Here is a 26,657-nt window from a genome sequence, read left to right as displayed (position 1 = left end):
GTGGCTCTGACACAGTAGAAAATGCTATCGCTTTATGCCCAAATTGCCACCGAGAAATGCACTACGGAATTAATAAATCTACATTGGTTAGTTCAATGTATAACAAGCTAACCAGACTTGTGGTTGAGTAAAATTATAACGAGTCAATCAACTTCGCGCCTACTGCGTCGGACGCAGCGGAGCAGCGCTAGTTATTGATGCGTTAAATAGAAGGAGGTAACCATGGATGACAAGTGGAAGCGCGGTTAAGTAATTTTTTTAAATTGATTTTATTCTGTCGCGCATCCGGCGTGCTCATACTGGCGAACATATAATTTGAGTTCTTCCCGGTTGAAGGAATTCTAACCGGGGAACTCTGCCGACACTGGCTGTCCGTAATATTCCATGCTCTTTAATTCGACTGGCATTTGACTCCTGTCATCAGGCCTGCGAGATCTTTGCGCAGGGCAGTCCGCCTCAGTAATGACCGAACGAACACAGCCTTTTCGACGCCCAAGCAGCCAGCTTGCCCGCAGCATCACCCGTCAGCTTGGTGATGTCGTAGCCTTTGACGTTCTCGGGCGTGTCACTTAGGCCGTAGCCGAGCAAATCGCAGACACGATGACGCGATAGTGGTGGTAAAACACGATAAAGTTACTTCTGACGCTGACCCAGGTGCTACTGAAGATAGGCTGATGTCGTAACTTCAGAGCTAGTGGCTAAACTTCCACGTTAATACTGCCGCTGGCGACACTGACGCTATTCGCGGTAGCGGGCAACATCTGGCCGAGCGCAGAGTAAAGCGCTTTGGATGTTGATTGGGCAAGCGAGCGGTCTAGCTTGGTCATATCCTCCTCGGCTTTTTTGAGTTCGCGACGCGGTTCTTTGTCTTCTTCACGTAGACGAATCTTCAACTCATTGATGGTTTCCTGAAGCTCTTTTCTTGCATCGGTCAGAATACTACGCAAAGCATGTTCGCTGGCGCTGATGGGCTGTGAGTGGCTGTCATCACGCTGTGAAGAGGTCGAGAGCGCCAAGGTCTCATCTGCCGTTTTCTCAATAGTGTCACCTGATTCCAGGGTCTGCTCTTTCTTCAGCTCATCACCCCTCTCAACGGAGATCGAGGCTTCAGCGCTGGCAAGTGCCGTTTCAGCGACTTGGGTGTCTGCGCTTGCGCCTTCATTTTGCGCGCTATCTGGAGAAGACGCCTCGGAAACGGTACTTGCAGGCTGGGCGGCGTTAACTGTGGCAGAAACAAGGGGACCAGCACCTGTATTACTGCCTGAGCCGCTTAATTGCCGAGCCGCCACACCTAGCTCGCGCGCGATACTCTTAAGCTCACTGGCCATGGATTTAAGCTGTTCTGGCGAAGCAAAGCGCATCATTGCTTTAAGCGTTTCCAACCGCTGTTTTAAAAAACCGACCTTTTGCGAAGCATTCTGCATCGCAGGCTCTTTGGGGCTTGGCAATGATGCCAGCGCTTCAAACGCTTCTTTCTGTTTTTTGAGCTGTTTTGTCTCCTGGTCGTCAGCACGGGTTGCTGCTGCCGACAAAGGCTGGCCCGCTACACGCACTGCTGTCGGCCCTGACGCAGGGGCGCGGCGAGTATTTAGCATGGTAAAATTGGAAAATCCGATCTTCATGGGCGGTTCCTGCTTATTGTTAATTTTAATTATCGGCCTTGTTGCGGTTATCTTTAGTTAATGTGCATGCCCGTTTTATCCATATAGCAAGGGGGAATGCAAATGCTTAGGCGCAAGGCTCGGAAAGACGATGGTGCCGTTGTCTGGCACATTTATCGCAGTGCCTATCGGGAAGTTGTCGAGCGTCAGTTTGGTGTCTGGGAAGATAAGCTTCAAAAGTCAGCTTTTGATGAAAAATGGTGCCAGGGTGGTTTTGAAGTGCTTACGCTGAATGGTGAGACTATCGGTGCTGTATGGATAACGTGGGAAGAAAATTTGATTCAACTGCGGGAAGTGTTTCTGGCCCCCGATCATCAGGGGCAGCGGGTGGGTTTCCAGGTTTTGAGCGAGATATTGGCTAAGGCGCGATATGAGGGGCTTATGCTGCGGCTTAGAGTTCTCAAGCAGAGCCGGGCCGTTAGGTTTTACGAACGACTGGGTTTTAAGCACTGCGGCGAAACAGTAACGCAGTACTGGATGGAAGCCGTTTGAAGGGGGCTGAATGAAGCTGAATGAAGCGCCAGATTGTTGTGTGCAAGACAATATTGCTTCATCTAAAGGGAGGCGCTAAGTTAAATTATTTTTTAATAAAGCGAGGTTCGTATGGCCAGACCGGATAAATCGAGAAAAATGACCGTGCTGAATAGCGTGGGTAGCCTGTCTTTACTGAGTGCCGTGATATACATGCTTTTCGCAGGGTTTAATTTATTGGGTCTGGTGGTTTGCGGTATCGCGCTTTCAGTCGTTGCTACGCCAGTTGTAATGCATGGCGATGGTATTTTCGAGATGCTAGTGGGGCTTTTCGAAGCTCTTTTCGAGGGGGTAATGGCCGTTTTAGAGGGCATATTCAGTATTATATCTGCATTATTCAGCTGGTGAATATTTATGAACAAGTATCCGTCGCGGTGTGCAGCTGGTTCTACGTGAAGATACTGAAAAGAATATAAGAGTTCGATGCCCTGAGGCTGGATTAACGCTGCAGTTGGCTCAGGCCAATGATACTGATTGAGAAAAACGCCCTGAAATTAGTCAAGGCGTTTCAGTAGTGGACCCAGCGATGTCAGCTCAGCTTATCCCCCTTTCTTGGCCGGTTTCTCGGCGCTTTTGCACTGACCACTCTTTACCGTGTCGCCACCCGGAAAATGCGCCCGCACCAACTCCAACAACCCTTGCGTAGAAGCATCAAAATCCGCCGCATTGGTATCAATACGTTCACTGATTTCACCGGCGATGCGCTTGCCGAGCTGTACGCCCCATTGATCGAACGAGTTGATGTTCCAGATCACGCCCTGTACGAATACCTTGTGCTCATAAAGCGCAATAAGCGCGCCGAGGTTTCGGGGGGTGAGTTCGTCCAGTAGCAAGGTGCTTGACGGGCGGTTGCCGGGGCAGCTGTAGGGGTCGTGCTGGCTGAGTTCATTGCTCTTGCCCTGGCTGCCTTCCATAAAGGCGTTGGCCTGGGCGAGCATATTGGTCAGTAGCGCGAAGTGATGGTCTTCCACGCCCGGCTCGGGTTTGAGCGAGGCAATAAAGTCGATGGGCACGTAGCGCGTGCCCTGGTGCAGCAGCTGGAAAAACGCGTGCTGACCGTTGGAGCCGGTTTGGCCCCATACAATCGGGCCGGTCTTGTAATTGACCGGGTGGCCGAAGATATCTACCGATTTGCCGTTGGACTCCATATCCAGCTGCTGCAGGAAGGAGGGGAGCTGATTCAGTGCCTGGTCGTAAGGCACGATGGCCTGGGTTTCGGCGCCGATAAAGTTGATATACCAGATACCGATCAGTGCCATCAGTACTGGCATGTTCTGGGAGAAGGGCGCCTCGATAAAGTGGCGGTCCATCTCGTGGGCGCCTTCCAGCAGCTCGATAAAGCCCTCAAAGCCGATAGAGAGTGCAATCGGCAGGCCGATGGACGACCACATGGAGTAGCGACCGCCCACCCAGGCCCAGAACTCGAACACGTTCTCTTCGCGAATACCGAATTCCATCGCCGCTTTGCGGTTGGTGGAAGCCGCCACGAAGTGGGCGCCTACATCGGCATCCTCACCGGCGTTCTCCAGAAACCAGCGCCGTGCCGTTTTGGCATTGAGCAGCGTTTCCTGGGTAGAAAATGTCTTGGTCGAGACGATAAACAGTGTGGTGGCCGGGTCCAGGCGCGAAAGCACCTTCTGGATATGCGTGCCGTCCACGTTGGAGACAAAGTGGAAATGCATCTCCGGGTGGCGATATTTAAGCAGCGCGCGCACCGCCATGTTTGGGCCTAGGTCCGAGCCGCCAATCCCGATATTGACCACGTCCTTGATCGCTTTGCCGCTGTAACCTTTCCATTCACCGCTGCGCACCGTTTCCGAGAACTGCTTGATCTGCTCGCGGGTGCGTGTGATCTCCGGCATGACGTCTTCGCCATCCACATACACCGGTTCATCACTTAGGTTACGCAGTGCGGTATGCAGTACCGGGCGATTTTCGGTGACGTTGATAATATCGCCAGAGAACATCTGTGCCCGGCGCTGTACCAAGGCGGAATGGTTAGCTAGTTCAATCAGCTTATCCAGCACGTCTTCTGAAATATGGTGCTTGGAGTAGTCCAGAAACAGGCCGCCTACCCGCAGGCTCATTTTGTCAAAGCGCTGTGGGTCTTGACGAAAATAGTCACGAATACGGTCGTTGGCGGTTTTATCGCGCAGGCGTTCAAGCGCCTGCCAAGTGACACTGCGGGTAAGTTGGAACATAGGGCGGTCCGTGGTTGTGTATCAGCCAATGGCCGTGATGTTATTTGTGTAAAAATACTACATAAAAAGCGCAATGGGGCAAATAGATGCCCATAATTCATGTTTAGGAAGTAATAAAACAAGTAGGGAAGATAAGTAGATATTGAGAAAGGCAGGAACATCCTGCCTTTCTACGGCTAAACGATGTTTAGCTTGCCACCGCAACCTGCGCCGCGCCACGCTTGAGCATTGCGTAGCTTAAACCGGTCACCAGCGAGCCCGCCACAATCGCGCCCAGGTACAGCAGGGCGGGGGTAATGGCGTTGGGAATTAGCAGCACGAAGATACCGCCATGAGGCGCCATGAGTTTGGCACCCACCAGCATGGAAAGCGCACCGGTGATGGCTCCACCCGCGATGCAGCAGGGAATGACCCGCAGCGGATCCTTGGCGGCAAACGGAATGGCGCCTTCACTGATAAAGCACAGGCCTAATACAAACGATGCTTTGCCCGCTTCACGCTCCGGTACAGAGTACTTGTAGCGCGCCACAAAGCTTGCGATACCCATTCCAATAGCCGGTACCATGCCCGCTGCCATAATCGCCGCCATCGGGCCGTAGGTTTCTGACGCCAGCAGGCCCACGCCAAAGGTATAGGCCGCTTTGTTGATCGGGCCGCCCAGGTCAAAGCACATCATGGCGCCCAGCAGAATGCCCAAGAGCACAGCGTTGGTGGAATCCAGCGATGCAAGGAAGCTGGTTAAAGCGTTCAATAACGCCGCGACCGGCTCGCCGACTACGTAAATCATCACCAGACCGGTCACCAGGCTCGCGACCAGCGGGATAATCAAAATAGGCTTGAGCGACTCAACGCTTGAAGGCAGTTTCACATAGCGAGTGATCGCCAGGGCGACGTAACCGGCCAGAAAGCCTGCCAGAATACCGCCGATAAACCCCGACCCAATGTTGGCCGCCAGCATGCCGCCAATCATGCCCGGTGCAATACCCGGGCGGTCGGCAATCGAGTAGGCAATATAGCCCGCCAGTACCGGGATCATCAGCGCGAACGCGGTACCGCCACCAATCTGCATAAGCGCCGCGGCCAGCGTGCCTTCCTGCTCAAAGGCCTCGATACCGAACATGAACGACAGGGCGATCAGCAGGCCACCCGCGACGACCATGGGCAACATGAACGATACGCCGGTAAGCAGGTGCTTATACACGCCTTTCTCTTTCAGGCTTTTGCCTTCAGTTGAGGACGCATTAGATGCGCCTGCACTTTCCAGCGTGGCCTGGGCCAGGGCGTTTTCAATCGTTGCCTGGGATTTTTTCAGCGCCGTGCCGGTAGACGTACGGTAAACGCGCTTGCCCGCAAAGCGGGTAGGATCCACTTCAATATCGCAGGCCAGAATCACCACGTCAGCGGCGGCAATTTCGTCATCGGTGAGTTTATCCTGAGCACCCACCGAGCCTTGAGTTTCTACACGAATAGCGTGTCCCATGGCTTTGCCCGCTTCAGCCAGCGCTTCAGCCGCCATAAAGGTGTGGGCAACGCCAGTCGGGCAGGCAGTGACGGCCACGATGCGCTTTTCACCTGGTGTGGTAATGGCTTCGCTAACCGGAGCAACTTCTGGCGGCGTGTAAAGCGGCGCCTCGCGCTTGGCGGTGGCTAGAAAGGCTTCCGGGTTGGGCAGTGCCTGGGCTATAGGCGCCTGGTATAAACGCTTACCTGCAAAGCGTTCGGGGGCCGGTACGTGATCCGCCGCGACCACGATTAAATCAGCGTGGGCAATTTGGTCGGCGTTAGCTGCGTCTACCGGGGCCAGCTCACCATGCATTTCTACATGGACTTTCCAACCTTGGCGTTGGGCGGCCTGTTCCAGGCGCCGAGCTGCCAAAAAGGTCGTGGCCATGCCGCTGGGGCAGGCGGTAATTAGGATGATATTCATGAAGTTCCCTCGGTGCTGCAGGCAGGCAGGCGCTGGACCTGAGTACGTTGTAGAAGTAAGGCAAAGTCGTTGGCATGGGCATTACCCACGCCTACATGGCGAACCGATTCGGCAGAAAGCGCGGTGGCAAACCGTAAGGTTTCTTCACTACTGTGCTGGCTAAACAGGCCATGCAGCATGCCAGCCACAAAGGTGTCGCCTGCGCCCACGGTATTGGCCGCCTGAACGTGGGGCGGCGTTGATTGCCAGGCACCGCTCGCATTCACCCAGATAACCCCTTCAGCCCCGGCAGAAAGCAGCGCCTGGCCGACGCCTGCTTGATGAAGGTGCGTTGTAGCGCTTACCCGCTTGGCGTGATTATCCAATGCTTCACCGGCCCAATCGGCAAGCTCAACCTCGTTGGGTTTAACGGCCTCCGGGGCTATCTCAATGGCATGCAATAGGGCTTCGCCGCTGGTATCGACCCATAGCGGCACGCCGGTGGCTTTCAGGTGAGTGAGAAACTCACTAAACGCCGCGAGGCTTAATCCCGGCGGCAGGCTGCCGGCTACCAGAATGGCATCAACCGAGGCATTGTTTAGCTGCTGTTCAATGGTGCTCAGTAGGGCGGTAATTTGAGCCGCGTCTACGCCAATGCCTGGGCCGTTGATGTCCGTTACTCGCCCGCTTTTTTCGGCCAGCTTGGCGTTAATGCGGGTTTCTCCCGGCACGCGGACAAATGCATCCGTCACGCCCATGTGCTGAAACGCCAGCTGGAAAGGGCCATCGTTATCGCGGCCTAAAAAGCCGCTGACCACTACGTCATGGCCCAGTGAAGCCAGCACGCGTGCGACGTTAACGCCTTTGCCTGCGGCTTCCAGCTGTGCGTGTCTGGAGCGGTTAACCGCGCCTAGTGCTAGCTCTTCAAGATCAAATGCCAAATCCAGCGCCGGATTAAGCGTGATGGTCATTACCCGCGCCATTAGCGTGCCTCCAGCGCATCGCGCACGGCAATGCTGGTGGCCTGGCTAAGCGCTAGCTGGGCGCAGGCCTGGGCATCGGCCAGATCAAACTCGCGCAGGCGGGCTTTCACCAGCGGGATTTGTCGGGCGCTAACCGAAAGCTCATCCACCCCAAGCCCGACCAGAACCGGGATAGCCGCGGTATCAGAGGCCAGTTCACCACACACGCCGACCCATTTGCCTTGAGCGTGGGCGGCTTCAACGGTCATCTGGATCAAGCGCAGTACCGCCGGATGCAGTCCATCGGCCTGAGCGGAAAGCTCCGGGTGGCCGCGATCGATCGCCAGGGTGTACTGGGTGAGATCGTTGGTACCAACTGAGAAGAAGTCCACCTCGGCGGCAAGCGTGGGTGCGAGCAGGGCGCTGGAAGGAATCTCGATCATCACGCCCAGCTGCACGTCGCTTGCCCGCTCGGCTGCAGGGATCTCGGCTAGCAGGCGATCAAAAATCGCCTTGGCGGCGCGGAACTCGGCGATGTCCTTGACCATCGGCAACATGATGCGCAAGCGTCGCGGTGCATCTTCAGAACCCGCTACCGGCGCTGCCGCCATCAGCAGGGCGCGCAGCTGGGTTTCGAGTACGTCGGGCTCGGTCAGGGCCAGACGAATACCGCGCAGACCCAAGAACGGGTTGTCCTCCTGGGGTACTGGCCAGTAGGGCAGAGGCTTGTCGCCGCCGACATCCAAGGTACGTGCCACCAACGGGCGGCCGTTTAATGCATCGATAGCCTGGCGGTACTCGGCGGTTTGCGTGGCAAGGTCCGGCGCGCTTGAGTGGGCCATAAACAGGAACTCGGTACGCAGCAGGCCAACGCCTTCTGCACCGCGCGCCACAGCGTCTTCCGCGTGGGCGGTGTTGCCCAGGTTAGCGGCAACCTCAATAAGGTGGCCGTCGCGGGTCTGGGCAGTTTCAAAACGCCGCTCCCAGGCGTCGGCTTCACGCGCCTGTAAATCAAGCAGGTGCTGCTCGGCGCGGCTTAAACGCTGCTCAGAAGGTGAGGGGATAACCCGGCCTCGTTCGCCATCCAGAATCATCATGCTGGCGTTGGTTAGGGCCATCACCGCTTTGCCTGCGCCAACCACTGCCGGTATGCCCAGCGCACGGGCCAGAATAGCGCTGTGGGCTGTGGCGCCACCGCGCTCGGTTAAAAGACCCCGCACGCGCGAGGTATCCAGGCGGGCAACATCTGAGGGGCCGATATCGTCCATTACCAAAATGTAGGGATGGTCAGGCGGCTCGGGCAGTTGAACGTCGCACAGAATACTCAGCACCCGCCGACCCACATCGCGAAGGTCAGTGGCCCGCTCGGCAAGCAGGCGGTCCGCGAGCATTTCCTGGGCGTGGGCGGCGGTTTCAATGGCATCCCACCAAGCGGCTTCTGCCGAGCGGCCTTCGCGAATAGCGTCTTCGGCGGCGCGGTGAAGCTCGGGGTCGTCCAGCATCTCTTCGTGCATGGATAAAATATCGGCGACTTCGCCGCCAGCGGCGTTACGCACCAGGGCTTCCAGCTGGGCAATGCCTTCCTGAATAGCATTATGCAGCCGGGTCAACTCGCGGTCAGGGTGGTCGGCCTGCTCGGCGTAATCAAAGTGCTGAGGACGAATAACAAATACCGGTGCAATCGCAAGCCCGGGTGACGCGGCAATCGCCGTATGTGGCGTATCGGCTGCCAAGGGCTCGACGATGGCTTCCTGGCTGGTGGGGCGGGGCGCCAGGCGCTCACGGCCGCTGTCAAAGGGCGTTACTTTTTCACCCAGACCGCCTTCGATGGCTTCCGCCACGTTGGTCAGCGCCTGCTGGGCGTCGGCGCCTTCGGCTGACAGTACCAGCCACTGACCGCGGCGTGCGCCCAAGCCAATCACTTTGGTCAGGCTTGCCGCCGAAACGCTCGCAGGGCTGCCTTCCTCCAGACGGACGTTAATCGCCACCGCCTGTGCACGGGCCGTTTGCACCAACTGTTTGGCTGGGCGGGCATGCAGCCCGTGAGGATTTAAAACACGCACCCGCTGGGTATGCGTATTGGCCGTTTCACCCGCTAGCAGGGCCAGCACTTGGGATGCATCGGCCTTCAGCAGCGCCTTGCTATCAGCGTTTTCAAGTACGGCCTGGAGTTGCTCCAGTAGGGGGCGGTGGGCGTTGCCCTGCGCGGCCAGACAAAACAGCCCGTGCACAGCATGGCTGTTTTCTTCCAGGTTCGTTTCAACCGGGGTTGCCACGCCTAGCGCGGGGTTTTGCACGCCGCTGGCGCTGCTGGCAAGCCAGAAACCTTCACCCAGCCAAATCGGTGGTTTCGCGGCGATATCAGCAATAAAACGGTTATCCACGCAGCCGCTTTGGCGCAAACGGGCGGCGGCTGCCAGGGCCAGTTCCTGAACGCTTTGTGCCGGAAACTGTAGGCACAGGGTGTCGCTATCAAGCTTCGGTGCGGGCACTGATTTAGACAGCAGGCGGGCGACGTCCTCGGCGGAGCTGGCAGCGGCAAGCTCTTCAGCAACGCCGTCACGGTCCAGCACATGGGTCAGGGCGCGCAAGATATCCAGGTGTTCGTCATTTTGTGCCGCAATGGTTACCAGCACATACACCCGATGCCCATCGTGCCATTTTATACCTTCAGGAAACTGCAGCACCCGAACGCCGGTACGCTTAACGTGCTGACGGCTTTCGGGCGTGCCGTGGGGAATGGCAATCGCGCTACCCAAGTAAGTAGACGACTGCGCTTCACGGGCATGCAGGCCGTCACGGTAAGCTGAGCCAACCAGCCCTGCGTCGGCCAGCACCCGGGCGGCCTCATCCAGTGCCGCTTGCCAGCTATCGGCATGGCGATTCAGCAAGATGTCATTAGGGCCGAGTGTAAGCATGCATTTCTCCTGTAAAGACGAGTCCGGTAGCGACTCGACCGCGACGCAAGCGTGCGTTGGCGCATCGAGTTTTCGGATTGAACGATGCCTGTGGTTTATGATGATATGCTGAAACGATTCAGCAAAAGGTACAAGGGGTGTGTTTTTAGACTTTGGTGGGGGTGTAGTCAAGGCGCTGTTACACTTCACAGGCTTATAAGGAGAAAAAACATGACATTAGCCGATATTGCCCGGCTTGCCGGTGTTTCGCGCACCACGGCCAGCTATGTCATCAACGGGCAGGCGGAACAGCGTCGTATCAGTGCGGCCACGATTGAAAAGGTGATGGCCGTTGTCCGTCAGCATCAATACCAGATCGACCCCCAGGCAGCGGCGCTGCGCCGTGGGGCGAGTCGCTTGTTGGGGTTGATTGTTCCTGATCTGGAAAATATCAGCTACGCCCGCTTGGCTAAACGCCTGGAGCGTGGCGCGCGCGAGCAGGGCTATCGGCTGCTGATTGTAAGCTCTGATGACTGCGCACAAAGCGAGCGCGCCCTGGCGCTGGCCCTACGTGCCCAGCGCTGCGAGGTGCTGATTACCGCCAGCTGTCTGGCCGATGACGACCCGTTTTACATGGATTTAGCCAACGACGGCTGGGCCGTGGTAGGCGTGGACCGGGGGCTTGATCGCCAGCATTTTGTCAGTGTGGTCAGCGATGATTATGACGCCGCCGAAAAGCTAACCCGCTCGGTGCTTAACGAAAATACCCGGCGAGTCGCCTGGCTGGATGCCATGCCGGGGCTTTCAATTAGTCGTGAACGCCGGGCCGGTTTTAAGGCCGCCTTAAAAGAGCAGGGCATAGAAGCAGTCTGTTTGAGCGCAGAGCGTTACGAGCGCAGTGAGGCAATGGTGCTTGCGCAGCAGTTGCTTAATCAACCCGAGGGTGTGGATGCGCTGGTAACGGCTTCGTATACCTTGATGGAAGGTGTCTTCGATGCGTTTTTAGAGCGCGGCGGGCTTTCCAAGCACATCCGGCTAGCCACCTTTGGCGATCATCGCCTGCTGGATTTTTTGCCCGAGCCGGTCAATTCGGTGCTTCAGGATTATGACCGCATTGCGACGTTAACGCTGAATAGCGCTTTAGAGGCTGCCCAAGGCGGTCGTCGCGTTGGGCAGCAGGTTGTCAAACGGCATCTTTTCAAGCGGGCTTAAAGCTCGCTGAAGCAAGAAACGTTAAGCGCGGGCACTGGCCCAAGCGTTGGCGTCGGGTATCGACATATCGTAGCTTTCGCTTAAATAGGGCGAAGACAGCATAAAATCGGCGCTTGCGGCGTTGCAGGCCACCGGTACGTTCCATAGTGCTGCAAGGCGCAACAGCGCTTTGACATCGGGGTCGTGAGGCTGCGGGGCGAACGGGTCCCAGAAGAATACCAGCACGTCGAGCCTCTGCTCGGCGATGCGCGCACCAATCTGCTGGTCGCCGCCGAGTGGCCCGCTCATCAATCCTTCAACCGTTAGGCCTAATTGATCGGTTAAGCGTGCAGCCGTAGTGCCCGTACCCATCAGCTGATGCTGACGCAGCGTATCCTGCCAGCGTGTGGCCCACTCCAGAAGCTCCCCTTTTTTACCGTCATGGGCAATCAGTGCAATACGCTTTTGAGCGGGTAGGGTACGCAGCGCCTGGCGAGGCGGTCGGGCATCGTTCATTGATTACTCTCCTGTTTCAGGCTCGATGGCGATAATCTTCATGGTATTGGTGCCGCCATGGGCATTCATATGATCGCCGCGAGTAAGAATGATATGTCCACCGGGGCGCGCCAATCCATAAGCTTTAAGCAATTTTAGCGCTTCCTGGTTAACCTCGGTGGGTTCCATCTGCGTGGTATCGAAGGGAAGCGAAACCACGCCGCGATAAAGTGCCATGCGCCGCTGGGCAATAGGGCTATGGGCCAGGCCGACGATGGGCAAACCCGAACGAATGCGCGAGGCGATCAGCGGCGTGTAACCGGTTGAGGTCATGCAGGCAATCGCGCTGACGCCGGTTAAATGGTTGGCGGCGTACATGGCCGAAAGGGCGATGGTTTCATCCATGCGCTCAAAGCCTTCATGCATGCGGTGACCGGAAGACTGCGCCAGCCGCTCGCGCTCGGCGCCCAGGCAAACTCGGTCCATGGCTTCAACGGTTTCTACCGGAAATTCACCAGCGGCGGTTTCGGCGGAAAGCATGACCGCGTCGGTGGCATCCAGCACGGCGTTGGCCACATCGAACACCTCGGCCCGGGTTGGCAGCGGCGATTCAATCATCGACTCCATCATTTGGGTCGCGGTAATCACCGCTCGATTAAGCGTACGGGCATGCTTGATGATGCGCTTTTGGGTACCAATCAGCGCTTCATCGCCAATCTCCACGCCCAGGTCGCCGCGGGCCACCATGACGGCTTCTGAGGCGATGATGATGCCATCCAGCGTTTCGTCATCCGCAACCGCTTCGGCGCGCTCCAGCTTGGCGACCAGGCCGATCTCTTTGCCTTCTTCGCCCAGCAGTGCGCGGGCTTCCTGCATGTCGGCTGCCGAGCGCGGAAAGGAAACCGCCAGATAATCCACACCGATTTCCATGGCGGTTTTTAAATCGGCTCGGTCTTTATCGGTCAAGGCCGGGGCGGAAAGGCCGCCACCCTGTTTGTTGATGCCTTTGTTATTGGAGAGCTTACCGCCCACATGCACGTTGGTGTGTATTTCCTGGCCAACAATGGAGGCTACGTCCAGCACCACGCGGCCATCATCCAGCAGCAAACGGTCGCCGGGGGAAACATCATCAATCAGCGCCGGGTAATCACAGCCCACACGCTCACCGTTACCGGCATGGGTATCGAGCGCCATGTCTATAATAAACGATTGCCCTGCTTCCAAATGAATAGGCCCTTCAGCAAAGCGGGCGATACGGATCTTCGGGCCCTGTAAATCGCCCAGCGCGGCAACGCATTTACCTAAGCGCTGCGCGATATCGCGAACGTCCTGCAGCCGGCGGCGATGATCGTCAGGTGAGCCGTGAGAAAAGTTAAGGCGAACCACGTCGACCCCTGCCTTGATCATCGCTTCGAGCACGCCTGGGCGGTCGCTGGCAGGGCCTAAGGTGGCAACAATCTTGGTACGACGAAGCGGCAGAGGTGAGTTCGATGAATTCATGGCGGGTTCTCCTTAAGTATTGCTAATAAATCGTAAAAACCAGCGTAGCCAGGGATCAGAATATTGATGCAATTGTCATCATGAAGGTATAGACGGCCCTGGTGATATTATAGTAATTTTACTACATATAAATTGAAGATTAGCTAAAAAATAACTGGTTTCAGCCATTTTAAGCTTTTTAGGCGCTATTAAAGTGTCTTTTTGGTAATTTTTTTACCGAAATGAAGCCGTTCACCACTAAGCGTGAGGTGTCAGTATGACTATCAGAGTTGCTATTAACGGGTTTGGCCGGATCGGTCGTAACGTACTTCGAGCGCTTTATGAAAACCGCTACCGCGAGCAAATTCAGGTGGTAGCGATTAATGATTTGGGCGACCCGTCGCTAAATTCACATTTACTGCGCCACGACACTGTGCATGGGCATTTCCCTTTCACTGTAGAGCACGATGCGGAAAGTATCAGTGTCGATGGGGATCGCATTGCTATCTCGTCAGAGCGCGACCCTGCCAAGCTTCCCTGGGCCTCCCTGAATATCGATTTGGTCATGGAGTGCACGGGGCTATTTACCAAGCGTGACGCGGCTGCCAAACACTTGGAGGCGGGCGCCAAGCGGGTGCTGATCTCAGCGCCCAGCCCCGATGCTGACGCGACAATTGTTTACGGTGTGAATGACACTATTTTGACTGCTGAACACAAGGTGGTGTCTAACGCGTCCTGCACAACCAACTGTCTGGCGCCAGTGGCCAAGGCGTTAAACGATGCGGTGGGTATCGAGAACGGTCTAATGACCACGGTTCATGCCTACACCAATGACCAGAATCTGTCAGACGTCTATCACTCTGACCCATACCGCGCACGTAGCGCGACGCACTCCATGATTCCGACTAAAACTGGGGCCGCCGCCGCGGTTGGATTGGTGCTGCCCGAGCTTGAAGGCAAGCTGGATGGGTTGGCGGTACGTGTGCCGGTAATTAACGTGTCGTTGGTGGATCTGACCTTTACCGCAGGCCGTGACACCAGTAAGGAAGAGATCAACCAAATTGTTGAAAAAGCCGCCGCCAATTCGAGTGTGCTGGCGGTGAACGCTCAGCCACTGGTGTCTATCGATTTCAACCATGACGCGCATTCATCGACATTTGATGCTAACCACACGCGTGTGAACGGACGTTTGGTTAAGGTGATGGCGTGGTACGACAACGAGTGGGGTTTCTCCAACCGCATGCTGGATACGGCGATCGCCATGCAGGCAACCGCTGTGTAAGCGTTTAGCGTTCGATTAGCTGTATTCTCAGCGCTGTTAGAAGGGCCGTTTTACCAAACGGCCCTTTTGTTTTTTTAGCGTATTTAAAAAAGTATTAAAAAAATTTAAAAAGACTGCATCCAAAACGTCTCCTCGCGTGTATTCCCTATACAGCCGCTATTTACGGTGGTTGATAATAATCCTTTAGGAGACTGAATATGACCATTAATCATCTAACGCGTACTGCTCTGGCCGCCGCTGTGATCGCATCCTTCAGTCATGCCGCTCTGGCCGAAACGCCAGCGGATGTCCAGGTACCGGACGGCAACACCGTTGCGCTTGAAACCGTAGGTGTTGGCGCAATTACCTATATGTGTGAAACCAATGATTCTGGCGAGATGGCGTGGGTTTTTAAAAGCCCTCATGCCGCGCTAAACGATAACGATGGCAGCCAGGTAGGCAGCTACTACGGTCCCCCGGCTACTTGGGAAGCGCTGGACGGTTCTAAAATTACCGGCACCCAGTTAGCCACCGCACCTAACGGTGACGGCAACATTCCTCTTCAACTGGTAGAAGCCAATCCTGCTGAAGGTGAAGGCGCAATGACCGGCGTTAGCTACATTCAACGCTTGAATACCGAAGGCGGTGTAGCGCCAGACGTTGCTTGCGATAGCGACCATGACGGTGCTACTGCGGTAGTTACCTATCAAGCTGACTATATTTTCTGGGCAGCTGAATAAGCAGTAAAAGTTAATTTAAGTTACGCTAGGGGCTCGTGCGTCGTGCCCCTAGCGGCTATGCTAACTGGATGTGCGGCAAGCGATATTGGCGCGCCACCAGGGAGCTAGGTTGTGACAAACATAGGTATTAAAAAAGTCGATGTGAAAAACGTCGATGTGACTGACGTAACCAGCGAATTTGACTATGTTGCCGTGCTTGCACGCTGTGCACGCGGTGATCATGACGCCCTTCACCAACTCTATGCAAAAGAGGGCGCTGCACTGTTAGGTGTTGTGCTTCGAATCGTTAAAGACCGAGGTATGGCGGAAGATATCGTGCATGATGCCTGCCTGAATATCTGGCAGCGTGCCGATAGCTTTGATCCTGCAAAGGGATCAGCGCGAACCTGGATTTTTAGTATCGCGCGCCATCTTGCGCTTAATGCGATTCGCTACCGGGACCGTGAAGTCAATGTCGACCACAACGATCCTTCCGAATTTGATCATGATGAAACATTCCAGCATGCCTCGCGCGTTGAGGAAGCCTATGATTGGCAAACCGGCCAACGTATTGATGAGTGCTTGGAACAACTTGAAACAGAACGGCGTAACTGCGTGCTTCACGCCTATGTAGACGGCTTGAGCCATGCGGAAATTGCCGCTCATACGGGCGCACCGCTAGGCACCGTTAAAGCCTGGATTAAGCGTAGTTTGCTGCGCCTACGGGAGTGTATGGCATGACCCGTCTCAGTCAGCACGAACATGAATACGATGATGACCATACCTTGGCGGGCGAATACGTACTCGGCACCTTGCCGCTTAATAAGCGCCAGGAAGTGGAAGCGCGTCTGATACACGATGAGGCATTACAAAAAGCCGTTGCCGCCTGGGAAGACCGTTTCCAACCTTACACGGCCCTTACTCAACCGGTGACACCTTCGGACTACCTGTGGCCGCGCATCAAGCGTAGCTTGAACAGCTCGTCAGTTCAAACGCCTGTGCCGGACGTTGTGCCCGTAAGGTTACCGCGTCGGCGTTTCATCAACAGTCTGCCGGTATGGCGTGGCGCTGCAGGTCTTGGCATTGCTGCCGCTCTGGTTATGGGAATTATGCTCGCTAATAACTCGCCGATGCCCGCCACGCCTGAATATGTGGTAGTGCTTTTAGCGCCGCAAACGCAGTCGGCAGGTTGGGTGGTGCAGGCCTCAACGCGCCAGAGCGTTCAGTTGATACCGCTGGGCACCTTTGAAGTGCCGGAAGGCAAGGCGCTTGAGTTCTGGACAAAAGCAGACGACTGGCAGGCGCCCGTATCCCTGGGGTTGGTAGAGCCGGGTGAGCCTATCAATGTCAACCTTAACGAGCTGCCGCCGCTGCAAGATAACCAGCTGTTTGAGCTGACGCTTGAAGAGGAAACCGGCTCGGCAACCGGCTTGCCCACCGGCCCCATTGAGTTTATCGGCAGGGCGGTGGAGATCTAAGCGGTTAGGGGGCTTGGTTTAAAGAACCTGTTTACAAGAACCTGGTTAAAAGAACGTCAAGCCCACCTGAAACAAGCGCTCGACATCACGGATGCGGCGCTTGTCGATCACAAACAGAATCACGTGGTCACCGCTTTCCACCAGCACATCGCCGTGGGCGATAATGACTTCCTTGCCGCGCACAATCGCGCCGATAGTGGTGCCGTCCGGCAGATTAATCTCGCGGATGGTACGGCCCACCACCTTGGAGGACTGCTTGTCGCCGTGGGCGATAGCCTCAATGGCTTCCGCCGCCCCACGGCGCAGCGAGTGCACGTTGACGATATCGCCGCGGCGCACGTGGGTTAAGAGGCTGCCGATAGTCGCCTGCTGGGGAGAAATCGCGATATCGATATCGCCGCCCTGCACCAGGTCCACATAGGCAGCGTTATTGATCAGCGTCAGAACCTTTTTGGCCCCCAGGCGCTTGGCGAGCAGCGACGACATGATGTTGACCTCGTCGTCGTTGGTCAGCGCGCAGAAGATATCGCAGTCTTCAATGTTCTCTTCTTCAAGCAGCCGCTTGCTGGTGGCGCTGCCGTGGAGCACCACGGTGCGGTTCAGCCGCTCGGACAGCGTGGTGCAGCGCTCAAGGCTGTGTTCAATGATCTTGACCTGGTGGCTATGCTCCAGGTGTTCGGCCAAGCGCTCGCCGATATTCCCGCCCCCGGCAATCACTACCCGGCGAAAGCCACGTTCGATACGCCTAAGCTCGCTCATCACCGCGCGAATATCGCGCCGGGCGGCGAGGAAGAACACCTCGTCATCGGCTTCAATGACCGTATCGCCGCGCGGGATAATCGGCCGGTTGCGCCGATAAATCGCCGCCACGCGGGTATCCACGTTGGGCATATGATGGCGCAAAAACGCGAGATCCTGGCCCACCAGCGGGCCACCAAACACCGCTTTTACTGCTACCAGCTGTACCAGCCCCCCGGCAAAATCCAGCACCTGCAGGGCACCCGGATGCTCGATCAAACGGCGTACGTGATCCGTGACCACCTGCTCGGGGCTGATCAACACATCAATCGGGATCGCTTCGTGGGCGAATAGCCCCTTGCGGGTGAGATACGGCGTGGCGCGTACCCGAGCAATCTTGGTGGGCGTACGAAACAAAGTATGCGCAACCTGGCAGGCGATCATATTGACTTCATCGGAGTTGGTGACCGCAATCAACATATCGGCATCTTCACAGCCGGCTTGGCGCAGAACGTTGGGGTAGGAAGCCGCGCCGGTCACGGTGCGAATATCGAGCTTGGTATGCAGCTCGCGCAGTTTATTGGTGTCGGTATCGACCACGGTGATGTCGTTTTCCTCGCGGGCGAGGTGCTCCGCCAGGGTACCGCCGACCTGGCCGGCGCCGAGAATGATGATTTTCATAGAGTTGTATCCTCATGGCCAGGCTCGATGTAGAGCCGATAACCAATGCCGGGTTCGGTTTGAATAAGCGTAGGGAATTGCGAGTCATCGCTTAGCTTTTGGCGCAGTTTGCTGACCACAATCCGCAGGTAATGAGTGTCTTCCCTGTGGCTGGGGCCCCAAATATCGCGTAATAGCTGGGTTTGGGTGACAATTCTTCCAGCATTGGCCATCAACTGAGCAAGCACGGCAAACTCTTTAGGCGTCAGGTGAATGTCACGGCCGTTGAGCGTGATTTGATAAGCCGCCGTATCAAGGATTAGGCCAGCCTGCTGATAGCGCTGCGGATGACGTTGTGGCACCTGGCGGCGCAACAGCGCGCGGATGCGTGCCAGGAGCTCCTGGATACCAAAGGGCTTGGTAACATAGTCATTGGCGCCGTTATCCAGGGCATGGACTTTCTCTGCCTCGTGACCGCGTACCGACACGACAATAACCGGAATAGCGCTGCGCTTTCGAAGAGTCGCCAGCACTTGTTGACCATCCATATCGGGCAGCCCCAAGTCCAGCAGAACAAGCGCAAAAGCCGTCGGCTGGGCGTTGAGTAACGCCAGTCCCTGTTGGCCGGTGCTGGCCTCGGCTACCTCAAAACCTTGCGAACTCAGGCTGATGCGCAGGAAGTGACGAATTTGTGGCTCATCATCAATAACCAGAACTTTTCCATGATCACTCATCCACAGCTTCCTCGTCAGTAGCAGCCTTGTGCGGCGCCGTAAGGGGAAGCGACATGACAATGCGGGTGCCAAGGCCATTAGATCCTTCATCAACGTAAACGCTCCCACCATGAGCGCCCAGCATGCCCCGGCATATGGCTAACCCCAGGCCGCTACCGTGTAGGCTGCGATCACCGCTGCTGCCGATAAAGAACATTTCAAACACCTGCTGACGCATTTCAAACGGAATACCTGGCCCCTGGTCGGTTACGGAAAACTGCAGCGTCTGAGCATCCACGTTGTGCTGGGCCGCAATCACAATAAGGCCGTTAGGTGGTGAAAAACGCGCCGCGTTTTCCAATACATTGATGAGTGCTTGTTCGATCAGCGCGGGATGGGCATACAGCAGCGGAAGTTCCGGGCTCCACGCTTGCTCGACCCGGCAGTGATCAAGTGCTGTGCCCAGGCGTTTGCACGCCGAGGCCACAATATCGTCAAACGCAATCCAGTCACGCTCGATTTTTAACTCGCCATGGCCCAGGCGCGTCATATCCAGCAGATTCTGGATATAGCGGTTAAGGCGTTCGCTTTCACTGAGCACGCCGTCTAAAAGCTCGATCCGGTCCTGCGGGGTCAGCTGGGCATCCAGGGTGCGCAGTGAGCTGGCGGCACCAATGATTGACGCAAGTGGCGTACGCAGATCATGCGAAACGGACGCCAGCAGTGCCGAGCGCAGCCGCTCTTGCTCTTCAGCCAGACGGGAGGCATTGAGTGCCAGCATACGTTGGCGGCTATCGCCTGCCACCTTGCCCACCACAACGGCAATCAGCAGGAAAAAAAGCAGGGTCAAAAGCTGTTCACGGTCGGCAACGGCCAGGGAAAAGTGGGGCGCCGTAAAACAGAAGTTAAAGGTTAAAAAGCCCACTACTGCACTTAATAGGGCGGCATAGCTGCTGGCCAAAATGGCGCAGGCCAGTACGGCGGTTAAAAAAAGCAGCGAAAGGTCGGCTAATGCAAGCCAGGTATACAGTCCCCAGGCGACCAGCAAGGCAGCCAGATTGCTTATTACTACGCTAAGGAATTCCTGCCTATTGGGCAGGCGAGGCGTTACGGGCAGTATCATTGTTCACCTTCGTTCAATAAGCTATTGCTCATAAGCTATTAATCACAAATTATCGACGCCAGAACATGGGCGTCAGCAGCACGATGACGGTCAGAATTTCCAGGCGCCCCATTAACATGCCGATGCATAAAAACCACTTGGCGGCGCTAGGCAACGGGGCGAAGTTGCCCGCCGGGCCAATCACATCGCCAAGCCCAGGCCCTACGTTGGTAACCGCGGTGGCCGCACCTGAAAGCGCAGTGATTAAATCCAGCCCCAGTGCGGCAAGGCTTAAAGCCAGTAGCGCAATGGTGATAAAGAAGAAAAATGAAAAGGCCATCACGCCCCGCGAAATATCGCTGGTGACCGGCTGCTGGTTATAGCGCGTGGTAAATACTCCGCTGGAATGAATCAGATAATGAAGCTGGTTACGCAACATCAGCATGGCAATTTGCAGACGAAAAATTTTCATGCCGCCACTCGTCGAGCCGCTGCAGCCACCTACAAACGTCAGGTAGAAAAACGCCATGATCGGCAATGCTCCCCATAGGGTGTAGTCATCTGAGGCGTAGCCAGTAGTGGTCACCACCGAGATCACGTTAAACGTAACGTGGGTAAAGGCTTCAAATGCCGGCGTACCCTGGGTGATGCGCCATACGCTTAGAACCATGATCGCGATCGACAGAAGTTTTAATAGCCCACGTACCTGCTGGTCTTGCCATAGCGCCGTTTTAAAACCCCGCAAAAACCGGATATAGAGCACGAAGGGAAGAGCGCCGCTTAGCATAAACAGGCTACCCATCCAGAGTAGCCAGGGCTGGTCGGCGTAGGCACCAAACGAGGCGTCGGAGTTGGCAAAGCCGCCGGTCGCAAGCGATGTCATTCCATGCACTACGGCGTCAATGGGCGTCATGCCGCCTAACCAGTAGCTCACCATGGCCAGCAGTGTCAGGCTGACATAAACCCCGAGCGTAGCCTTCGCAATGCCGCCGGTGCGCGGCATGACCTTATCCGACCAATCGGAGGATTCAGTATGGAACAGCCGCATGCCGCCCACTTTCAAAAACGGCAGAATCGCGATGCCCATCACAATAATGCCGATGCCGCCCATCCACTGCATTAGCCCGCGCCATAGCTTTAAACCGTCTGACAGCGTGTCGATACCTACCATCACCGTCGAACCGGTCGTGGTGATCGCTGATACGGACTCGAATACCGCATTGGTAAAGCTTAATTGCGGTGCGCCAAGCACCAGCGGCAGGCTGGCAAAGCCGCTGATACTGGTCCAACTGGCGACCGTCAAAATGAACATTTGCCAGGGCTTGAGTTCAAGCGGCGCGCGAAAGGTTATTAACCAGGTGCAGGCGACGCTCGTCAGCACGGCCAGTATGGCGATACCAAATGCCCGCGCGTCCTGCTCATGCTCCATCACCAGCACTCCCCAAGGCATCAGCATAAACAGGGCAAGCACCAGCCAAAGCACTGAAAGAATTTTAAATATCGGTGCCCAATGCCGATATAACTCCCGACTACGGTAGAACGTGGGGACTAAGAGGTACATGCGTTACCTGCTGTGTAAATGCCTTGTCGGGAGTATCACACCATAGCGAGGTATAAAAAGTACGTAAAAATAAGGCCGGTTAACGCGTGTTCGTAAAACGTCGGCAGAGCCTGAGCAAAAGTGCTATTAGTTGGCTACTGTGGCAAAGGGTGGTTTGTGCGCGGTTCAAAACGTAAAGTGAGTATGAGAGCGGTTTATAAAACGTCACGCTTAATTAAGGTCTTTTTGTAGTAAAATTACATTTAATATTGCTTTTGTTACCGCTTATTAGGTAGTTTTTAGGTAATCTAACCACCAAAGTGGTTCAGCAATCATAGGAGCAGAGATGAGCAAGTCATATGCCTCCCCAGGTGCCCCGTTAGGTGACCGTGATCATGCCATTGATTTGGCGCTTTTTGGGGCGCTGGGCGACCTTGCCATGCGCAAGCTGTTTCCTGCTTTATACCACCTTGATCGTGAAGGATTGATGCCGGAAGCCACGCGCATCATGGGGCTGGCCCGCCAGGAGCACGATCTGGCGGAATTTCGTGAGCTTGTTAGTGGCGCACTGCGTAAGCGGCTGAAAAGCAGTGAGCTGGATGAAGAGAGCTTTGAGCGTTTTTTAAATCGCCTGGATTACCGGCAGCTCGACTTTACGACGCTGGAGGGTTTTGAGGCCATTCGCCAATGGCGTGAAGGCGCAAACCATCCCATGGTGGTTTACCTTTCAGTTGCCGCGCGTATTTATGGCGATATTTGCCACAACCTTCAAGAAAGCGGCAGCGTGGATGACAATACACGCGTAGTGGTTGAAAAGCCGATTGGTTACGACCTTCGCTCATCGGAAGAAATTAACGATGCCATTGGCGCTGCCTTCCCCGAGTCCCGGGTGTATCGCATCGATCACTATCTAGGTAAAGAGACGGTTCAAAACCTGATTGCGCTGCGCTTTGCCAATCCGCTGTTTGGTACCCAGTGGAACCAGAACCATATTTCTCACGTTGAAATTACCGTGGCGGAAAAGGTCGGTATAGAGGGCCGCTGGGGCTATTTTGATGATGCAGGCCAGCTGCGCGACATGGTGCAAAATCACCTTCTGCAACTGCTCTGCCTGATTGCCATGGACCCGCCCTCCAACCTGGATGCGGATGCTATTCGTGATGAAAAAGTAAAAGTGCTAAAAGCGCTGAAGCCGTTTGCCGGTGAGGCGTTGGGTCGCGATGTGGTACGCGGCCAATATATTGCAGGCACAAGCGATGGCCAGACGGTCCCCGGCTATCTGGATGAAGAGGGCGCCAATACGCAAAGCCAGACAGAAACCTTTGTGGCCATGAAAACGGAGGTCTCCAACTGGCGCTGGGCGGGCGTGCCTTTCTATCTGCGTACCGGCAAGCGCATGCCTGAAAAGCTTTCTCAAATTGTGATTCACTTTCGCCAGCAGCCGCACTATATCTTTGACCCGGACCAGCGCGATATTGCTTCCAACAAGCTGATCATCCGTCTGCAGCCGGAAGAGGGCATCGCCCTACAGGTGCTGACCAAAGACAGCGGCCTGGACAAAGGAATGCGCCTGCGCCCTGGCCCGCTGCATCTCGATTTTAATAGCGCTTTTCCTAAATCGCGTATTCCGGATGCCTACGAGCGCCTGCTGCTTGAAGTAATGAAGGGTCAGCAGTATCTGTTCGTACGCCGCGACGAGGTAGAACATGCCTGGCGCTGGTGTGATCAGCTGATCGCTGGTTGGCAGACCCGTGAAACCCCGCCGCGGCGTTACCCTGCAGGCTCCTGGGGCCCGGTGGCCTCAATTGCGATGATTACCCAGGATGGCCGCAGCTGGTACGAGGATTATTAATATGAGCCAATCACGTCAAAAGCTTGCCGAACAGCTCGCTGAAGCGGTCTTCCAGGCATTAAGCGAAGACCTCGAGCGCCAGGAGCGTGTGCTTTTAATTGTCTCCGGTGGCTCGACCCCGATTGCCTTTTTTAAAGCGTTGGCTGCCAAGCCGCTGCCCTGGTCACGCATCGACGTTACCTTGGCCGATGAGCGCTGGGTGGACGAGCAGAGCAGTGACAGCAATGCCAAGCTGGTGCGCGAGAACTTGCTGCAGGGCGAGGCGGCGACTGCGAATTTTGTGCCTCTGACATCAAATGCCTCCACGCCTGAAGAGGGCGTGGCGGAAGTCGCCGAACGAACAGCATCCCTTGCCTGGCCTGCCAGCGTGGTCATCTTGGGGATGGGAGGCGATGGGCATACGGCGTCGCTGTTTCCGGATAGTCAGGAGCTGGGGCTTGCGCTGTCAACCAATGAACCGCTGGTGGCCGTGCGCACTCCCAGCCAGCCTCAGCCGCGGATTACTTTTTCTGCTGGCCACCTGCATCAGGCCCATCGGCATATCCTGCATATCACCGGTGACGATAAGCGCACCGTATTGGCAAATGCCCTAAACGGCGACGACGTAAGGCAACTGCCGATACGCGCATTTTTATCCTGCTCACTGGCTATTTACTGGGCACCTTAATAGTCAATTAATAACAAATTGTTTGGAGACTCACTATGTCAATTGATAAACAGCTACCTTCAACCCGTACCGCCGAACTCGACAGCATTTGCCACAAGGCAGAAGTCATTCCAGTGATTACCATTGAGCGTCTTGAAGACGCCGTGCCGCTGGGCCGAGCCTTAGTCGAAGGTGGCTTAAGCGTACTGGAAATTACCCTGCGTACCGACTGTGCTCTTGAAGCGATCAAGCGTATGAAGAAAGAGCTGACCGGTGCCAGCATTGGCGTAGGCACCGTGTTGACTCCTGCTCAATACCGCCAGGCTGAAGAAGTGGGTGCGGATTTTGTGGTATCGCCCGGCACGACCGAAGCGCTTTATCGCTATGGCATCGAAAGCCCGGTGCCCATGCTGCCCGGCGTTTCAACCGTGTCCGAATTAATGACCGGCTGGCAGTACGGCTACCGGCGTTTTAAATTCTTCCCGGCGGAGTCCAGCGGCGGTGTCAAAGCATTGAAAGCCTTCGGCGCGCCTATTCCGGGTGCAAGATTTTGCCCAACGGGCGGTATCACGGTTGATAATGCTGCCTCTTACCTGGCGCTGCCCAACGTTATGTGTGTGGGCGGCTCGTGGTTGACACCCAGCAAGCTGGTTGAAGCAGAGGACTGGGACGCTATTCGCAAGCTGGCGCAAGAGGCTGCCGAGCGTTTCCACCACTAATCCTTTTTAATTCGAATGCAAATACCCGCCGGGCAGGTTTATCCTGCCCGGTTTTTTTTACGTGTAAATCAATGAGGTTAGCTACGACCAAAGGCGGATAACACGTAAATCCTCAGGTCAACTAAACTCCGGATTATATCATATGTCAGACATTTTTTTGCGTGCTTGGCATACGAGCGTGAACCACTTACCAACATGGAGTAAGTTAGTATGCATATGCTGACCTTGGCGTCTTTCCTGTTTTTTACAGGGTTAGTCGCTTTTGTTACGTGGCGTATTACGCACCGTGATGACCATTCCAGTACCAGCGGCTACTTTCTGGCTGGTCGTTCGCTTACCTTCCCGCTGATTGCGGGTTCGCTCTTGATGACCAACCTTTCCACCGAGCAGATGGTGGGGCTTAACGGAGCAGCGTTTGCCGATGGTCTAAGCGTTATGGCCTGGGAAGTGGTCGCGGTGATTGCGCTAGTTGCCCTGGCGCTGTTTTTCCTGCCGCGTTTTTTGAAAAGCGGTATTGCCACATTGCCTCAGCTGCTTGAGATTCGGTTTGATAAAGACACCCAGCTGATTACCAATATTATTTTCCTGATTGCCTACGCGGTTATTCTGCTGCCAATCATTCTCTACTCGGGCGCTATTGGCCTGCAGGGGATGCTTGATCTGCAGGGGCTAACCGGTATCGAGTCTTCTACCACGCTGCTTTGGTTAACGGTTTGGATCGTCGGTATTATCGGCGCGGTGTACGCGCTGTTTGGTGGCCTGAGAACGGTTGCGGTTTCCGATACCTTGAACGGCATCGGGCTGTTAATCGGCGGCTTTGTAATCGTCTACTTCGGCTTACAAGCGGTAAGTGGCGGTACGGGTATTATGGAAGGCTGGAGCATCCTCAAAGAGAGCGACCCGGAAAAGCTGAACTCAATTGGTGGCTCGGAACAGCAGGTGCCATTTTTCACTCTGTTCACCGGGGTATTTCTGATCAACCTGTTCTACTGGAGCACTAACCAGCAGATCATTCAGCGCACCTTTGCCGCCAAAAACCTGGCGGAAGGCCAAAAGGGCGTGCTGTTGACTGGGCTCTTCAAGCTGTTGGGGCCGCTTTATCTGGTGCTGCCGGGCATCATTGCCTATCACCTTTACGCCGACCAGGGCGTGCGCGCCGATGAAGCCTATGGCCATCTGGTGTTTAACGTGTTGCCGCCTTACTTAACCGGCTTCTTCGCAGCCGTCATGGTTGGGGCCATTCTGTCTTCGTTTAACTCAGCGCTTAACAGCACCACGACGATTTTCAGTCTGGGTATTTATAAGGGCGTGTTAAATAAAGATGCCACCGAGCAGCAGGTCGTTAAATCGGGCAAGGTCTTTGGCTGGATCATGGCGGTGATTACCATGATTATTGCACCGCTTCTGGCCGGGCAGGATAGCCTGTTTGGTTATCTGCAGAAGATGAATGCGATCTACTTTATTCCGATTCTCGCGGTCGTTCTGGTAGGTCTGCTGACCAAGCGGGTACCTCCCATGGCGGCTAAAATTGCTCTGGTGGGTGGCTGTTTGCTGATCGCGGCAGGCTACTTCGTACCACCCTTTACCCTCCTGCCAGAGATTATGCACGAGTTCCATTTTGTGGCACTGGTGTTTGCGCTGTTAGTAGCGGTAATGCTGATTATTGGCAAGTTGCGCCCGCGCGAAACTGACTGGGTGCAAGAACACACCGGCGATGTTGACCTGACCCCTTGGAAAGGCGCGGTACCCGCAGGCATTGTGCTGGTGGTGCTGGTGATCGTGATGTATATAAGCTTTGCGGGTTAATTGCCCAACGGGCTATTAAAAGCTCAAGCATCGCTGTTAACCCCCAAAAATAAGGCCCCGCTAGCATTCGCTAGCGGGGCCTTTTGGTTTAGCGGCCGTG

23 protein-coding genes are annotated in these 26,657 nt (G+C 55.6%); 12 read left to right on the top strand and 11 right to left on the bottom strand.

Translation table 11 applies throughout. The features are described from left to right. Positions 1–131, top strand: a 131-nt coding sequence (locus ACT3XD_RS14480) for an HNH endonuclease (RefSeq protein ID WP_444280599.1), incomplete at its 5' end; no start/stop codon positions are given. A 567-nt stretch (positions 132–698) separates the two neighbouring features. Here ACT3XD_RS14480 and ACT3XD_RS14475 read toward each other — a convergent pair. After that, positions 699–1,622: a hypothetical protein gene (locus ACT3XD_RS14475; protein WP_192539631.1), complete on the bottom strand. Its 924-nt coding sequence runs from the start codon at positions 1,620–1,622 to the stop codon at positions 699–701. A 102-nt stretch (positions 1,623–1,724) separates the two neighbouring features. Here ACT3XD_RS14475 and ACT3XD_RS14470 point away from each other — a divergent pair, with 102 nt between their 5' ends. Beyond that, positions 1,725–2,153 carry a GNAT family N-acetyltransferase gene (locus tag ACT3XD_RS14470; RefSeq protein ID WP_192539630.1) on the top strand — a complete coding sequence of 143 codons (429 nt, stop codon included), beginning with the start codon at positions 1,725–1,727 and terminating at the stop codon, positions 2,151–2,153. A 111-nt stretch (positions 2,154–2,264) separates the two neighbouring features. Continuing rightward, positions 2,265–2,540 (top strand): hypothetical protein, encoded by a 276-nt coding sequence (locus ACT3XD_RS14465; RefSeq protein ID WP_192539629.1) that lies wholly within the window; start codon positions 2,265–2,267, stop codon positions 2,538–2,540. 191 nt (positions 2,541–2,731) lie between these two features. Here ACT3XD_RS14465 and pgi read toward each other — a convergent pair whose 3' ends face one another. The 4 genes from pgi to ptsP form a co-directional block, all read right to left on the bottom strand. Then, complete coding sequence (pgi, locus tag ACT3XD_RS14460) at positions 2,732–4,393, bottom strand: glucose-6-phosphate isomerase (RefSeq protein ID WP_192539628.1); 1,662 nt, start codon at positions 4,391–4,393, stop codon at positions 2,732–2,734. A gap of 187 nt (positions 4,394–4,580) precedes the next feature. Continuing rightward, positions 4,581–6,320, bottom strand: a complete 1,740-nt coding sequence (locus tag ACT3XD_RS14455; protein ID WP_192539627.1) for a PTS fructose-like transporter subunit IIB — start codon at positions 6,318–6,320, stop codon at positions 4,581–4,583. Beyond that, positions 6,317–7,282, bottom strand: coding sequence for a 1-phosphofructokinase (gene pfkB / locus ACT3XD_RS14450; protein WP_192539626.1), 966 nt, complete (start codon positions 7,280–7,282; stop codon positions 6,317–6,319). The genes ACT3XD_RS14455 and pfkB overlap by 4 nt, the downstream gene beginning before the upstream one ends. Continuing rightward, a complete protein-coding gene (gene ptsP / locus ACT3XD_RS14445) occupies positions 7,282–10,179 on the bottom strand; it encodes a phosphoenolpyruvate--protein phosphotransferase (RefSeq protein ID WP_192539625.1) in 2,898 nt (965 codons plus the stop codon). Before ptsP ends, pfkB begins: the two co-directional genes overlap by 1 nt. An 84-nt stretch (positions 10,180–10,263) precedes the next feature. Here ptsP and cra point away from each other — a divergent pair, with 84 nt between their 5' ends. Beyond that, positions 10,264–11,370, top strand: coding sequence for a catabolite repressor/activator (cra, locus tag ACT3XD_RS14440; protein ID WP_328515360.1), 1,107 nt, complete (start codon positions 10,264–10,266; stop codon positions 11,368–11,370). A 21-nt stretch (positions 11,371–11,391) separates the two neighbouring features. Here cra and ACT3XD_RS14435 read toward each other — a convergent pair whose 3' ends face one another. Both ACT3XD_RS14435 and pyk read right to left on the bottom strand, forming a co-directional pair. After that, positions 11,392–11,865 carry a methylglyoxal synthase gene (locus tag ACT3XD_RS14435; RefSeq protein WP_192539623.1) on the bottom strand — a complete coding sequence of 158 codons (474 nt, stop codon included), beginning with the start codon at positions 11,863–11,865 and terminating at the stop codon, positions 11,392–11,394. A 3-nt stretch (positions 11,866–11,868) separates the two neighbouring features. Then, entirely contained in the window at positions 11,869–13,344 is a 1,476-nt protein-coding gene (gene pyk / locus ACT3XD_RS14430) for a pyruvate kinase (protein WP_192539622.1), read from the bottom strand. Positions 13,345–13,600: 256 nt separating this feature from the next. Between pyk and gap the strand changes: the two genes are divergently transcribed. The 4 genes from gap to ACT3XD_RS14410 all read left to right on the top strand — a co-directional run bounded on the left by gap (position 13,601) and on the right by ACT3XD_RS14410 (position 16,781). After that, on the top strand, positions 13,601–14,605 hold the full coding sequence (gene gap / locus ACT3XD_RS14425; protein WP_192539621.1) for a type I glyceraldehyde-3-phosphate dehydrogenase: 1,005 nt from the start codon (positions 13,601–13,603) through the stop codon (positions 14,603–14,605). 197 nt (positions 14,606–14,802) lie between these two features. Next, the gene (locus tag ACT3XD_RS14420) at positions 14,803–15,324 is read left to right on the top strand and encodes a DUF3455 domain-containing protein (RefSeq protein WP_192539620.1); all 522 of its coding nucleotides are present in this window, start codon (positions 14,803–14,805) and stop codon (positions 15,322–15,324) included. Between the two features lie 111 nt (positions 15,325–15,435). Further along, positions 15,436–16,044 carry a sigma-70 family RNA polymerase sigma factor gene (locus ACT3XD_RS14415; protein WP_318782785.1) on the top strand — a complete coding sequence of 203 codons (609 nt, stop codon included), beginning with the start codon at positions 15,436–15,438 and terminating at the stop codon, positions 16,042–16,044. Continuing rightward, entirely contained in the window at positions 16,041–16,781 is a 741-nt protein-coding gene (locus tag ACT3XD_RS14410) for an anti-sigma factor (protein ID WP_192539619.1), read from the top strand. Before ACT3XD_RS14415 ends, ACT3XD_RS14410 begins: the two co-directional genes overlap by 4 nt. Positions 16,782–16,826: 45 nt before the next feature. Here the strand turns inward: ACT3XD_RS14410 and trkA are convergent, their stop codons facing one another. Genes trkA through ACT3XD_RS14390 form a run of 4 tightly spaced genes read right to left on the bottom strand, consistent with a single transcriptional unit; the run spans position 16,827 to position 21,555 of the window. Further along, on the bottom strand, positions 16,827–18,200 hold the full coding sequence (gene trkA, locus ACT3XD_RS14405) for a Trk system potassium transporter TrkA (protein ID WP_444280598.1): 1,374 nt from the start codon (positions 18,198–18,200) through the stop codon (positions 16,827–16,829). Next, the gene (locus tag ACT3XD_RS14400; protein WP_192539105.1) at positions 18,197–18,913 is read right to left on the bottom strand and encodes a response regulator transcription factor; all 717 of its coding nucleotides are present in this window, start codon (positions 18,911–18,913) and stop codon (positions 18,197–18,199) included. Before ACT3XD_RS14400 ends, trkA begins: the two co-directional genes overlap by 4 nt. Then, a complete protein-coding gene (locus ACT3XD_RS14395) occupies positions 18,906–20,015 on the bottom strand; it encodes a sensor histidine kinase (RefSeq protein WP_192539104.1) in 1,110 nt (369 codons plus the stop codon). The genes ACT3XD_RS14400 and ACT3XD_RS14395 overlap by 8 nt, the downstream gene beginning before the upstream one ends. Before the next feature lie 49 nt (positions 20,016–20,064). Continuing rightward, positions 20,065–21,555, bottom strand: coding sequence for a TrkH family potassium uptake protein (locus ACT3XD_RS14390; protein WP_192539103.1), 1,491 nt, complete (start codon positions 21,553–21,555; stop codon positions 20,065–20,067). A gap of 325 nt (positions 21,556–21,880) precedes the next feature. On the opposite strand from ACT3XD_RS14390, the gene zwf reads away from it, so the two are divergent. The 4 genes from zwf (at position 21,881) to ACT3XD_RS14370 (ending at position 26,557) form a co-directional block, all read left to right on the top strand. Beyond that, the gene (zwf, locus tag ACT3XD_RS14385; RefSeq protein WP_192539102.1) at positions 21,881–23,386 is read left to right on the top strand and encodes a glucose-6-phosphate dehydrogenase; all 1,506 of its coding nucleotides are present in this window, start codon (positions 21,881–21,883) and stop codon (positions 23,384–23,386) included. Between the two features lies 1 nt (position 23,387). Then, positions 23,388–24,053: a 6-phosphogluconolactonase gene (pgl, locus tag ACT3XD_RS14380; RefSeq protein ID WP_192539101.1), complete on the top strand. Its 666-nt coding sequence runs from the start codon at positions 23,388–23,390 to the stop codon at positions 24,051–24,053. A gap of 35 nt (positions 24,054–24,088) precedes the next feature. Beyond that, positions 24,089–24,751: a bifunctional 4-hydroxy-2-oxoglutarate aldolase/2-dehydro-3-deoxy-phosphogluconate aldolase gene (locus tag ACT3XD_RS14375; RefSeq protein ID WP_018917427.1), complete on the top strand. Its 663-nt coding sequence runs from the start codon at positions 24,089–24,091 to the stop codon at positions 24,749–24,751. Positions 24,752–24,961: 210 nt separating this feature from the next. Further along, a complete protein-coding gene (locus ACT3XD_RS14370) occupies positions 24,962–26,557 on the top strand; it encodes a solute:sodium symporter family transporter (RefSeq protein WP_018917426.1) in 1,596 nt (531 codons plus the stop codon). Positions 26,558–26,657: the final 100 nt, after the last annotated feature.

Source organism: Halomonas sp. AOP7-B1-5, assembly GCF_052353045.1.
Classification (GTDB): domain Bacteria; phylum Pseudomonadota; class Gammaproteobacteria; order Pseudomonadales; family Halomonadaceae; genus Vreelandella; species Vreelandella colorata.
Note: the sequence above shows the minus strand (reverse complement) of the source record. Positions and strands in the feature narration are given on the sequence as shown.

Excerpts from the sequence above, each read along its gene's own strand:
- ACT3XD_RS14475 (WP_192539631.1), bottom strand. The coding sequence starts at position 1,622 with ATGAAGATCGGATTTTCCAATTTTACCATGCTAAATACTCGCCGCGCC.
- ACT3XD_RS14470 (WP_192539630.1), top strand. The coding sequence starts at position 1,725 with ATGCTTAGGCGCAAGGCTCGGAAAGACGATGGTGCCGTTGTCTGGCAC.
- ACT3XD_RS14465 (WP_192539629.1), top strand. The coding sequence starts at position 2,265 with ATGGCCAGACCGGATAAATCGAGAAAAATGACCGTGCTGAATAGCGTG.
- pgi (WP_192539628.1), bottom strand. The coding sequence starts at position 4,393 with ATGTTCCAACTTACCCGCAGTGTCACTTGGCAGGCGCTTGAACGCCTG.
- ACT3XD_RS14455 (WP_192539627.1), bottom strand. The coding sequence starts at position 6,320 with ATGAATATCATCCTAATTACCGCCTGCCCCAGCGGCATGGCCACGACC.
- pfkB (WP_192539626.1), bottom strand. The coding sequence starts at position 7,282 with ATGGCGCGGGTAATGACCATCACGCTTAATCCGGCGCTGGATTTGGCA.
- ptsP (WP_192539625.1), bottom strand. The coding sequence starts at position 10,179 with ATGCTTACACTCGGCCCTAATGACATCTTGCTGAATCGCCATGCCGAT.
- cra (WP_328515360.1), top strand. The coding sequence starts at position 10,264 with ATGCCTGTGGTTTATGATGATATGCTGAAACGATTCAGCAAAAGGTAC.
- ACT3XD_RS14435 (WP_192539623.1), bottom strand. The coding sequence starts at position 11,865 with ATGAACGATGCCCGACCGCCTCGCCAGGCGCTGCGTACCCTACCCGCT.
- pyk (WP_192539622.1), bottom strand. The coding sequence starts at position 13,344 with ATGAATTCATCGAACTCACCTCTGCCGCTTCGTCGTACCAAGATTGTT.
- gap (WP_192539621.1), top strand. The coding sequence starts at position 13,601 with ATGACTATCAGAGTTGCTATTAACGGGTTTGGCCGGATCGGTCGTAAC.
- ACT3XD_RS14420 (WP_192539620.1), top strand. The coding sequence starts at position 14,803 with ATGACCATTAATCATCTAACGCGTACTGCTCTGGCCGCCGCTGTGATC.
- ACT3XD_RS14410 (WP_192539619.1), top strand. The coding sequence starts at position 16,041 with ATGACCCGTCTCAGTCAGCACGAACATGAATACGATGATGACCATACC.
- trkA (WP_444280598.1), bottom strand. The coding sequence starts at position 18,200 with ATGAAAATCATCATTCTCGGCGCCGGCCAGGTCGGCGGTACCCTGGCG.
- ACT3XD_RS14400 (WP_192539105.1), bottom strand. The coding sequence starts at position 18,913 with ATGAGTGATCATGGAAAAGTTCTGGTTATTGATGATGAGCCACAAATT.
- ACT3XD_RS14395 (WP_192539104.1), bottom strand. The coding sequence starts at position 20,015 with ATGATACTGCCCGTAACGCCTCGCCTGCCCAATAGGCAGGAATTCCTT.
- ACT3XD_RS14390 (WP_192539103.1), bottom strand. The coding sequence starts at position 21,555 with ATGTACCTCTTAGTCCCCACGTTCTACCGTAGTCGGGAGTTATATCGG.
- zwf (WP_192539102.1), top strand. The coding sequence starts at position 21,881 with ATGAGCAAGTCATATGCCTCCCCAGGTGCCCCGTTAGGTGACCGTGAT.
- pgl (WP_192539101.1), top strand. The coding sequence starts at position 23,388 with ATGAGCCAATCACGTCAAAAGCTTGCCGAACAGCTCGCTGAAGCGGTC.
- ACT3XD_RS14375 (WP_018917427.1), top strand. The coding sequence starts at position 24,089 with ATGTCAATTGATAAACAGCTACCTTCAACCCGTACCGCCGAACTCGAC.
- ACT3XD_RS14370 (WP_018917426.1), top strand. The coding sequence starts at position 24,962 with ATGCATATGCTGACCTTGGCGTCTTTCCTGTTTTTTACAGGGTTAGTC.